5 protein-coding genes, 1 pseudogene and 1 CRISPR repeat array are annotated in these 10,038 nt (G+C 45.0%); of the genes and pseudogenes, 1 reads left to right on the top strand and 5 read right to left on the bottom strand.

The window, feature by feature from the left end:
• Window positions 1-131 precede the first annotated feature (131 nt).
• Window positions 132-1,352 (top strand): glycosyltransferase family 4 protein, encoded by a 1,221-nt coding sequence (locus tag IQ270_RS24465; protein WP_228056654.1) that lies wholly within the window; start codon window positions 132-134, stop codon window positions 1,350-1,352.
• Between the two features lie 7 nt (window positions 1,353-1,359).
• Window positions 1,360-5,544: direct repeats of the CRISPR family, unit length 37 nt; unit sequence GTTTCAATCCCTAGTAGGGAGTGTGGTTTATTGCGGC.
• 253 nt (window positions 5,545-5,797) lie between these two features.
• On the opposite strand, the gene cas2 is transcribed toward IQ270_RS24465, so the two are convergent.
• The 5 genes and pseudogenes from cas2 to IQ270_RS24440 all read right to left on the bottom strand — a co-directional run.
• The gene (gene cas2 / locus IQ270_RS24460) at window positions 5,798-6,073 is read right to left on the bottom strand and encodes a CRISPR-associated endonuclease Cas2 (RefSeq protein ID WP_106150523.1); all 276 of its coding nucleotides are present in this window, start codon (window positions 6,071-6,073) and stop codon (window positions 5,798-5,800) included.
• A 2-nt stretch (window positions 6,074-6,075) separates the two neighbouring features.
• Window positions 6,076-7,077, bottom strand: coding sequence for a type I-D CRISPR-associated endonuclease Cas1d (gene cas1d, locus IQ270_RS24455; RefSeq protein WP_193975779.1), 1,002 nt, complete (start codon window positions 7,075-7,077; stop codon window positions 6,076-6,078).
• A gap of 332 nt (window positions 7,078-7,409) precedes the next feature.
• Window positions 7,410-8,006, bottom strand: a complete 597-nt coding sequence (gene cas4, locus IQ270_RS24450) for a CRISPR-associated protein Cas4 (RefSeq protein WP_193975778.1) — start codon at window positions 8,004-8,006, stop codon at window positions 7,410-7,412.
• 106 nt (window positions 8,007-8,112) lie between these two features.
• Window positions 8,113-8,952, bottom strand: coding sequence for a CRISPR-associated endoribonuclease Cas6 (gene cas6 / locus IQ270_RS24445; protein WP_193975777.1), 840 nt, complete (start codon window positions 8,950-8,952; stop codon window positions 8,113-8,115).
• A gap of 3 nt (window positions 8,953-8,955) precedes the next feature.
• Window positions 8,956-10,038 (bottom strand): annotated as a pseudogene (locus IQ270_RS24440) (type I-D CRISPR-associated helicase Cas3'); the annotation flags it as partial.

Raw genomic sequence — 10,038 nt, 5'->3', positions numbered from 1 at the left:
CAAATAACAAATAACAAATAACAAATAACAAATAACAAATAACAAATAACAAATAACAAATAACAAATAACTTCCATTACATCCAGTACATTGCTCGTTGCCGAACTTTCTGATGCTAGGAATTAAAATTTTTGGAGGGGAGTGTTGAGTTGCAGATTATTGTTGAAGGCTGGCGTTTTATTTATCATTCCTACTGCGTAGCAAATCAATTTCAACTGCTGGAAATGCTGACTCGCCCGCGAGGAAATATAGAAGTTTTTCACCGCGATATGCCCTACGTAGATAGGGCTTGGGAGACGAAAATTAGTTTGTTCGATCGCCCAAATGAAAAATTACTCCGCAGCATTCGGCGCCCTGGGGTAAATCAGTCAGCCGACGTGACGCTGCGAATGTACTGTCCGTGGGATTTTGCGGGTTCTGGTAGCGCCCAAACTTGGGTGTTTGCAGCGACAGAATGGGGGGTGATTACTCGTACTGTATTGGATGGGATCGGGGTGAGGTCGATCGTACAAACCCCAGTTAATTCACAAGTAAAAATTATTACACCGTCAGTGTGGTCAAAGGCTGGGTTAATCCGCAGCGGGGTTGAGGGCGATCGGATTGCTGTGGTACCTTTGGGAGTCGATCCTCAGATTTATTATCCGGCCCAGGGCGATCGGCGTCAATGGCTCAGGGACAGATTTGGCTGGTCAAACTATTTTATATTTTTAAACATCGGCGGACAAACGGATCGCAAAGGTATTCGTCCTTTATTAAAAGCCTTTGCTGCGGTGGTTGACAAGTATCCCCATGCGAGATTAGTTTTAAAAGGTTCAGAACTGCTTTATCCTTCCAGAGACGAGATTGCGGAAGCCTGTCGAGTTGTGCTCGACGATGCGGAAAGAGCGAGGGTTTTACCGAGATTAATTTATACTGGCAATCAGCTATCTTTTGCTCAAATAGCTGAATTTTACCAAGCTGCGGATGTTTATGTTTCTCCGTATTTGGCTGAAGGTTTTAACCTACCGGTGTTGGAGGCTGCTGCTTGCGGTTTGCTGGTGATTTGTACTGCGGGCGGCCCTACGGATGATTTTACGCGATCGGACTTTGCACTGCGGATTGAGAGTAAATTTACGGCTGTGGTAGTTGGGGAGGAAACTTTGTTTATGTTAGCTCCTGAGTGGGAACATTTGACTGATTTGATGTGTACAGCGATCGAACGGCCTGAACTTGCTGCAAAGGCTAGGGTTGCGGGTCCGGGTTTCGCGGTGGAGAATTTTTCTTGGAGGTGTGGAGTCGATCGATTGTTTGAGGTTATTGGAGGAGATAAACAGAGTGAGAAGAAGTCTATTTTTGAGCCAATAATTTTATAGTTTGGCAGTTTCAATCCCTAGTAGGGAGTGTGGTTTATTGCGGCTGCACTTGAATTAGCGCTAGAAGGGCGATTAATCAATTGTTTCAATCCCTAGTAGGGAGTGTGGTTTATTGCGGCACGAGAGTGGTGAGTTCGGAATCAGAGAAGTCTTTTATGTTTCAATCCCTAGTAGGGAGTGTGGTTTATTGCGGCTTTAAGATGACAGCCGATGTCGATTTAAGAATTGGTTTCAATCCCTAGTAGGGAGTGTGGTTTATTGCGGCCTAGCACTGATAATGATAATATACATCTCTGGGATGTTTCAATCCCTAGTAGGGAGTGTGGTTTATTGCGGCATAATACGCAAGCTCTTGAGGTAAGTCAAGAAGCGTGTTTCAATCCCTAGTAGGGAGTGTGGTTTATTGCGGCAAGAGCAAGAAAATAATTTGCTTTATGTGGCACTGACCAGTTTCAATCCCTAGTAGGGAGTGTGGTTTATTGCGGCAAACTCTTACGTCATCTCTTAAGGCTGGTTATGCAAGTTTCAATCCCTAGTAGGGAGTGTGGTTTATTGCGGCAAAGGCATCCGTCACAACCTGAATGGCGCTCCTTTGAGTTTCAATCCCTAGTAGGGAGTGTGGTTTATTGCGGCTCTAAATTCACAATCCATTCCCCCACGCACTGGCTGTTTCAATCCCTAGTAGGGAGTGTGGTTTATTGCGGCATTAATTAAGGATGCGAAAAGCTTTGAAGATTGCCAAGTTTCAATCCCTAGTAGGGAGTGTGGTTTATTGCGGCATAGCAGTAAGTTCATCAAATCCTCAATAATAATGTGTTTCAATCCCTAGTAGGGAGTGTGGTTTATTGCGGCATTAGCTGGTGGTGTCACTGCAAGCAGAATTTGTTTCAATCCCTAGTAGGGAGTGTGGTTTATTGCGGCCAGTTCCGGCAATTAACAGTAGCGACATCCGAGGTTTCAATCCCTAGTAGGGAGTGTGGTTTATTGCGGCAGCAATTTAATGCCGACAGAAATTCGTCAACTTATGTTTCAATCCCTAGTAGGGAGTGTGGTTTATTGCGGCGTAAGCCTAGATTTGTTGAAAATGCTGTTCAACCTTTTAGCGTTTCAATCCCTAGTAGGGAGTGTGGTTTATTGCGGCTCAACAAAGAATGAATGATTTAGCCCATCTAGCAGGTTTCAATCCCTAGTAGGGAGTGTGGTTTATTGCGGCCGGCCCTAATTTTTAAAATCAAATAATCCATCTATCACGTTTCAATCCCTAGTAGGGAGTGTGGTTTATTGCGGCGTTGATTTGTCTGGCGTAACTTCTCCCGAGCGTTTCAATCCCTAGTAGGGAGTGTGGTTTATTGCGGCCCGAATTTATCGCAGATCCAATAATTGTCGTTGATCGCGTTTCAATCCCTAGTAGGGAGTGTGGTTTATTGCGGCGCGGAAGAATTGACCAGGGAAATTCGGCTGTTTCGTTTCAATCCCTAGTAGGGAGTGTGGTTTATTGCGGCAGGCTCTGCGACAGGGGTGTGGCAGGGTTGTGTCGGTTTCAATCCCTAGTAGGGAGTGTGGTTTATTGCGGCGATGCGGGATCCTTGGCATCCGTTTGGGTAGTAGGTTTCAATCCCTAGTAGGGAGTGTGGTTTATTGCGGCTCGGTGTTTTCTCGGAGTTTCCGGTCACTACGGAATCAAGTTTCAATCCCTAGTAGGGAGTGTGGTTTATTGCGGCCGAAGAAGTTGTAGCTAAAAAACCAGTCAACAAGGTTTCAATCCCTAGTAGGGAGTGTGGTTTATTGCGGCGAAGGGTAGGGCGATTCGACAGAATGAGTACGGTGTAGTTTCAATCCCTAGTAGGGAGTGTGGTTTATTGCGGCGTTCACCCCTTATGCCCAGGGGTAAACTACGAACGAGAGTTTCAATCCCTAGTAGGGAGTGTGGTTTATTGCGGCCAGCATTCTTTGAAGTCGCTTCTTACGGAAGCTTTTCTGTTTCAATCCCTAGTAGGGAGTGTGGTTTATTGCGGCTTTAGGAAAAGAGTGGGAAGCCGAGGCTCACAGGTCAGTTTCAATCCCTAGTAGGGAGTGTGGTTTATTGCGGCCTTGAGAAGTAACATACTATGGCTACCGATAAGAGTTTCAATCCCTAGTAGGGAGTGTGGTTTATTGCGGCGGAACCCATAGAACCCGAAAACGAGACAATGTTTGAGTTTCAATCCCTAGTAGGGAGTGTGGTTTATTGCGGCTTCCCTCGGATAATCCTGATATACCCGCAAACTTGTTTCAATCCCTAGTAGGGAGTGTGGTTTATTGCGGCGAATTAACTACGATAAAACTTGCGCCATCGTGATGTTTCAATCCCTAGTAGGGAGTGTGGTTTATTGCGGCCTATTTCGAACGCCATGCTCAGACCGGGACGATCGGGTTTCAATCCCTAGTAGGGAGTGTGGTTTATTGCGGCGAAGATGAATTGATAGGGGAAGCGGTATTAAAGGAATTTAGTTTCAATCCCTAGTAGGGAGTGTGGTTTATTGCGGCCGCCGCTCTTGAATTGTCCGAATACAATAAATTGGTTTCAATCCCTAGTAGGGAGTGTGGTTTATTGCGGCTCATGATGCACTGCGGGCGATCGCTGTTATCAGGGTTTCAATCCCTAGTAGGGAGTGTGGTTTATTGCGGCACTGTGCAGCAGTTCCGGGAGTGTATCTGCTTATCTGTTTCAATCCCTAGTAGGGAGTGTGGTTTATTGCGGCTGGAAGATTCTGCACCGGCCCAACAAGCCGCACCACGTTTCAATCCCTAGTAGGGAGTGTGGTTTATTGCGGCTTCTGTAGCCAAAGCTGAAGCCATGACAGATGAGTTTATCAGTTTCAATCCCTAGTAGGGAGTGTGGTTTATTGCGGCACGTTAGACAACAATCTAGTACCTGAGCGGCGAGTTTCAATCCCTAGTAGGGAGTGTGGTTTATTGCGGCACCCGATACCGAACGTTCTGAGAATGATCGCGCGGGTTTCAATCCCTAGTAGGGAGTGTGGTTTATTGCGGCCTGTTTTTTCTCCGCGTCTTTCCCAGTTTCTGGCTAAAATCCGTTTCAATCCCTAGTAGGGAGTGTGGTTTATTGCGGCGCGACGGGCCAAAATATCGGGGGAAATAGATGTTTCAATCCCTAGTAGGGAGTGTGGTTTATTGCGGCCGGCTCACACAAGTGCAGCCGATCCGCATCCGATTGTTTCAATCCCTAGTAGGGAGTGTGGTTTATTGCGGCTCTTGGTCAGCGTGTCCGCAAGTTCAAATCTCTGTTTCAATCCCTAGTAGGGAGTGTGGTTTATTGCGGCTGAAATACTACCAGACAAAATAAAGCCTCGCTTCCGTTTCAATCCCTAGTAGGGAGTGTGGTTTATTGCGGCCTACACTTCCTGCATCTAATCTAGTTTTACTAATAGTTTCAATCCCTAGTAGGGAGTGTGGTTTATTGCGGCACCCGCTGGCCAAGCATTCAGTAGGGAGCTAATCAGTTTCAATCCCTAGTAGGGAGTGTGGTTTATTGCGGCAGCAATACAGCTTAACTTGTTCACCGGGTTATTGTTTCAATCCCTAGTAGGGAGTGTGGTTTATTGCGGCGCGGCTCATCGGTACTATTCCGTCGGTCATGAAGCTCGTTTCAATCCCTAGTAGGGAGTGTGGTTTATTGCGGCAGTACCGTAAAGTATCCGCTGAAAAGGATATTGTTTCAGGTTTCAATCCCTAGTAGGGAGTGTGGTTTATTGCGGCAGAATTGCTTATGTCTTATGAGTTAGCTTTGAGTTTCAATCCCTAGTAGGGAGTGTGGTTTATTGCGGCTCCAATGATCAAGTTAAATTTTTCTCACCCAAATCCAGTTCTGTTTCAATCCCTAGTAGGGAGTGTGGTTTATTGCGGCGAGGTAGTATCAGATTCAGAAACAGCAACTACAGGTTTCAATCCCTAGTAGGGAGTGTGGTTTATTGCGGCAAGGAATCAGAACTGTCCATAATTACCACTTACCTGGTTTCAATCCCTAGTAGGGAGTGTGGTTTATTGCGGCCCAAAAGTGGCGCTCAGGGATTATAAAATTCCGTTTCAATCCCTAGTAGGGAGTGTGGTTTATTGCGGCCAAGCTTTTACTTCTCTTTCTTGCGTATATGACAGGTTTCAATCCCTAGTAGGGAGTGTGGTTTATTGCGGCCGCCGGTGTGTGAAACCCTTGCTCTATTTGGTTTTCAAGGTTCAGTTTCGCCAACCTCCTCAGAGAATACCATTTCAGCTTTCGATCTGTCAATACCATAGATTGCACCTCAACTTAAAATCCTTATCCAGCAACAGTTCTAGCGATTTCGCCAACCTATTTTTCCGAGAGGGAGCATCAAACCCTTACTCTATATAGAGTATAGCCTAAAAATTTGACCCCCCAAATTTTACACCTACAGGTTGGCGAATTTTTACGCAAAGAAAATAGTTCGATCGATCGGCACTACCCCGCCAATACGCTCAATTTTACCCTGACAGCAAGCGCACAACGGAAAAAATAGGATACTGTCCTCTGGGGGCTTGATGAATTTAGCCAAGCGCGATCGCAACTTAGCATACTGCGTTTCGCTCAAATCCGCACACTCAAACACACTGTACTGCATCCACTGCCCGTAGGATTTGAGAATTTTGTGAACTTTAGTCCGCCGCTTGTCTTCCGGGATATCGTAAGAAATCAGGATGTGCATAATTATTTCAAAACTAAAGGTGGATATTGGTCGATTTCGCCCATCAGATATTTCGCCAACAGTCGCGCTTGAATTTCAAAAGCTTCGCGATAAGTGCACTTGCGCCCCACAACAGGATGCTTGAACTCTGACTGTTTTTTCTTTTCGTACAACTTCAGAAATTCTTTGCGCCCACCTTCTGAGAGTCGCACCACATTGCTCAGAGGTTCTACAGTAAAATCATTGGGAGTCAATATCCGATTGTTGATAGCATTTAAAATCACACTATCGACAACTAAAGCCCGAAATTCCTCCATCAAATCAAAAGCCAGTCCGACGCGGCCGTAGCGCTGAACGTGGAGGTATCCTAAATAAGGATCGAAACCAACAATATTGATCGCACTTTGCACGTCGCGACGCAAGAGAGTGTAACCGAAATTCATCAAAGAATTTACTGAATCTATCGCGGGTCTGTGTCGGGGTTTAAAAACAAATCCCTCAGCGCGAATTAGTTGATTGAAAACTCCAAAATAAGCTGCACTTCCCGCACCTTCCAGCCCGCGCAGAGAATTTATATTATCAACCTTATTCAGCTTGTTAATAACATTCTGAATTATAGTCATCGCTGGCTGCAAATTTAGTTCCGAATAATGACCTTGAGTTTTGTACAAACTGTAGCGGTAATTTTTCAATTTACCTCGAATAAATCCGCGAACAGCGTGAATAGCTTGAGGAGTTTCTCCCGCAGCTTTCCATTGAGCATCGCGGACGAAAATGTTTTTGGTTAATTCCGGTTCTAGCGTGCCAAGATATTCGCCCATCTCTGAGATAAAAGTCAAGGAAACTTTGTGTTTGAGAAGTTCTGCAATCGCCGCAGGGGAAACAGTAGCCCGTCCCAAAATAACAATTGCTTCTAAATGAATTAAAGGCACTTCCTGCAATACTTTATTATTGCATTTTACCACAACACGTTCGTCAACTTTGCCGATAAAAGCGTCGTCTTGATTGATGTAAAGTGTTCCCATCTTAGATTCCTCAAATTATCTATTAGTTGTCTTTTGATTTGTTGGCCTGTCCGCCAGGGGATGCTTCCCTAGTCCGCAAGTTCGCCCGGGGTTTCATATCGTTTCCGTTTGGATTGGAATGATTTAACCGCAGAGTACACAGAGTACACAGAGGGAGAGAATATATATCTGAGTCATTCCGATGCTACCGGATTTGAGATCAACCTTAGTTTCATAGTTCGAGTCGGTTCTAACACTCGCCAACAATTGAAATTAACCCGCCCTTCCCCCCGAAGAATACCCAATTAAAATGAACCCAAATTTTCAGTTAAAACAAACTGAAACTTATCAACTTAGCTGGCTTCTTGATAGCGAAGAATCTTGTTACTCACCTGCGGCAAGCATTGAGCGTACAAACTGCATCCCTGACAGCGTTTACTGTAATTTGCAGGCGGCATTTTGCCAGTTCCCAACAAAATTTGAATAGCTGAAATAGTCACCACAGCCTCCTGTCTCAAATCCTCAGAAATCTCGACTTTTTGCCGCTGGTGCGACTGCGCGTAATATACGTATCCGGTTTGAATTGTTTTTCCCGTCATCTCTTCCAAACACAAAGCTTGCGCGCACACTTGCAACTCATCGTTATCCCATTCCCCCTTCTTACCGCGCTTGTATTCAACTGGATAAATCTCGCCATTCTCCGATTCAATCAAATCCGACTTACCAATCAGCCTGTAGCGTTCCGACTTCAGCCAAATCGCCCGAACTTGCCAAGTTTCATCGCGATTAAGTTCTCCCATAGTGTGAACCCGCTCGTGCAAACTTGTCCCTTCTATGGTATACTGATTCTCCGCAAATTCCCCCGCGCAAAACATCCGCCAGCAGCGGTGGGCGCAGTAGGAGTATTGGTTCAAAGATGCGATCGAAATGTAATCATCAGTATGGTTCATAATCTCAATAATTTGTGCTTAAAATTCTTGTTTGTCATTGCGATCGTCCTCGCAAAGCAATGACAAACCTAACTAAAACGTTGACTTCACCCTATTGGTTTCTGCTTCAATGTTGAGAATTCTTAACAAAAATCCTGCGGGTCATACCCATGCCCATCGGTGTTTTTCTCCCCAACCCGCAGTACAAAGAAAAATCAGCCAAAGCATTAATTTGTTTGATAGCTAACGGCTCCACATCTCCCAAGATTCGATAAGTAACTTCCCCAACAACTCCGATAAAATTGCTGTGATAATTACTCGTAACTTCTGTTTTGATATTGACAAAACTCGGAAAAAGTGCATCGAGCGACAGCGGAGAAATCTCAATACCGCTGTACTTGTTCCAGCGAGTGAGAAGCCTGTTAAAAACGCATTCTCTCGTCGGCAAAACTGAATCAAATTTCCCCTGACGAAAAGATGTTGGAGTAGCGAGGCTGAAGGCGATCGCTCGATTAGTGTCAGAAGCGCGATCGTACAATTCAGAGTAATCGCAAGCATTAGCCCAAGGCATATCAACTTGTGGGGTTCCCAAAATCTTAGTAATCAACAAATCAGTAGGGCCTAGATGCCACGGTTTCGAGGGATTAAGATTCAGCCAAAGCTGAGTTAATTTACCAAATAGAGAGTCATCGAGAAGAGTAATTCGCCACCAACAAAGGGTATGTTCGGGAATGGGTTGTGAGTGTTCCCATTGCAAGGAATGGTGTTTTTTGAAAGGGCATTTTTTAGTTTGTAAAGGGCTGAGGGTGAAAGCTTTATCAGCAGCAGCTTCGTGCAGGTAGGTGCCGAGTTCTTTGTCAACGGAGCTCACAAGGGTGAGAAAGAGGGCGTGCAGGTGTCTTCCCGTTAGGTATCCAGGGGATATTGGGGAGAGGGGGAGGAGGTTGAGGATGAGGCTGTGCGGCATAGTTTAAATTACCCAGAATTCTTGATTGTCAGGACATTTTAAGGCAATGCCAGCGGAGGCGATCGCCAAAATGCCCGATAAGCTTGGAAAAAATGTATACTCTTTTTCGACACCAAAGCTATCTTTGACTGTAATCGGATAGTATTGGACTCCTTGTTTGCTGAGTTTGAGAATTGCCCAGCGATTTTTCCGGTGTTCTCGGACAATAACACCGGGCATTAAGGGCGGTGAAAGCTGGGAAATTAGCGCTGTGGGACGAACGATATCGCCGATGGTGCGTTCGATCGTACAATTCTTAAAAGCATACAGTTTGCAGAGATAGTTGTTAGAAAAATCTTCTAAATCTGCAACTTGCAAGGCGAATTTGAGTCCGTAGGTTTGGGCGGCACGATGGGTAAGCACAATCCCATTTTCATCGGACGCAAATTCAAAAAATCTCAGCAGGTGAATCGGATCGAGATTGGTTTCGCCGACTTCATCAAGTAAAAAATTGTGGGGGTCATAAATCTTGACATTTTCAAACAAACTTTCTCGAAATTTGAAAAGTGGCGCATAACTGGCTTTGAGAATTGTCGCGTATTGTTTCAATTGTTCAGCGATTTTTTGGTTGTTGCGGATCTTTTCCTCAACTAATTCGATTGACTTTCTCCCCGAATCGATTTCTTCCCAATCTTCTGGATAGTTTGCTTGCATAAAACTGATGACGCAGTTTTGACCGCCTTTAATGTACTGCCACTCCTTTTGAATTTGTTTGATAGTAGATTTCGCGACATTTTCGGCACCTTGCAATACCTTCATTCGCCGTCGATAAGAATTCCAGTCTCGCTTGCCTCCTAACACTATTTGCAGGGTTTGATAAAGCTGTGTAACTAAACTTGCTTCGGGCAACTTGTCAAACAATATTTCTAGTTCTAGTAAAGGTTTGGCAATTTCTAGAAAGGCTTCGGAACGCCAGTAAATATCGAGAAAGGGACGCTTCATGCAATCTAGACTTTCTAACGTTTCCGTCAAGGTTTTGCGTCCACCAGAACAGTCAAGTTGTTCGATGCCTTGTTCCCAAGCCCGATCGGGCAAATAGGCGATCGC

This window comes from Microcoleus sp. LEGE 07076, assembly GCF_015207455.1.
Taxonomy (GTDB): Bacteria; Cyanobacteriota; Cyanobacteriia; order Cyanobacteriales; family Microcoleaceae; genus Microcoleus.
This window is presented reverse-complemented; position numbering and strand designations above follow the sequence as displayed.